At 55.6% G+C, this 1267-nt stretch carries 1 protein-coding gene; it reads right to left on the bottom strand.

Annotation, left to right across the window (positions count from 1 at the left end; translation table 11 throughout):
• Positions 1-1267 (bottom strand): hemagglutinin repeat-containing protein (locus TX23_RS26615; protein ID WP_209445933.1); only part of this gene is annotated, 1267 nt, incomplete at both ends.

Raw genomic sequence — 1267 nt, forward strand, 5'->3', positions numbered from 1 at the left:
TTGCTCAACAGCATGGATGTGCCGCTTTGCAACGTCTGGTTGGCGGCAAATTTACCGACTCCGCTCCACGTATTCAGTAGACCTGGCGTCGTGACTTTCCCAGTGATTGTGTTTGTTTGAGTCCCCGTCCAATCACCAAAATAAGCAGCGGTCATGCCAGCCGTGACGCCAGCAATCACATACCCCTTCATCGCATCCGAAGAAGTTACATCCTTGAGTACCGCACCCAAGTTGCCACGGTTGTTAACCACACTGACCGTAGCGTTAGTCGCTGCTCCCGCTGCCACTGCCCCAGCTCCAGCTGCCACGCCAACGCCCGCCCCTGCGCTTGCAGCCGCGCCCGCAGCCAACGGCCCAACCACCGCCGCCATCACAATCGCAATAATGATCTGCGACGCCGGCCCCAACCCCGAGTTGCTGTACTTGAAGCTGTCATGAATCTCCTTGACCTGCCTCCAGTCCACATCCCCTCGGGCCTCGGCGTCCTTGATCCAGGCCAGTTGCGGATCAGCCTTTACCATCGCATCAATCGATTGGCTGACGGTCTGCTCATTGACCTGCCTGACGTCGATCTTCAGGCCTTCCACCGCCTTGATCGCGATATTACCCTCAGCCACCATTTCGGTTTGACGCAGGGTCTCATCTGTATTTCCTTTACCTTTTGATGACGTCCAGAACGCATCTCCCTTGCTCTTCTCATGACTCTCCTGATGCAGATCCTTCACCGCCTCAAACTCGACCGCTCCATCACTGACAATCGCAATATCCCCGCCACTGTCGAGCTTCGCCGCCTGATACTTCTGATCCCCACCACTCTCCAGCGTCAGGTCGCCTCCAGTCTTGATCTCGCTGCCGACATTCTTCACATCGGTCACTTCATCACGCTGGGTTTTCTTGCTGCCCCAACTGCCCTTTTTCTTCATGTCGTACAGCGAGTAATCGCTGTCTTGCGCAGCCAAAAGCTCGAGCTTGTCGCCCGCTACCAGATACGCTTCATCACCCGCCGTGATCCGGCTGGAGATCAACGCCAAGTCATTACCGGCGGTGAGATTGATATCGCCACCAGCCGTGACGCTAGTGGATACCTGGCTAACATGGTCCTCCTGGACCTTGAGCTTCTTGGACTTGTACGCAGAATGTTGTTCGTCTGCAGCCGAGGACAGTGTCAGGTTTTCGGTAGCTGCCATGGCGATATCTCGCTTGGCATCGATCTGACTGGCGATGGCATTAATGTCGCGACCAGACTCGAAAAAAATAAATCTGTCCC

Source organism: Pseudomonas paralactis (assembly GCF_001439735.1).
Taxonomy (GTDB): domain Bacteria; phylum Pseudomonadota; class Gammaproteobacteria; order Pseudomonadales; family Pseudomonadaceae; genus Aquipseudomonas; species Aquipseudomonas paralactis.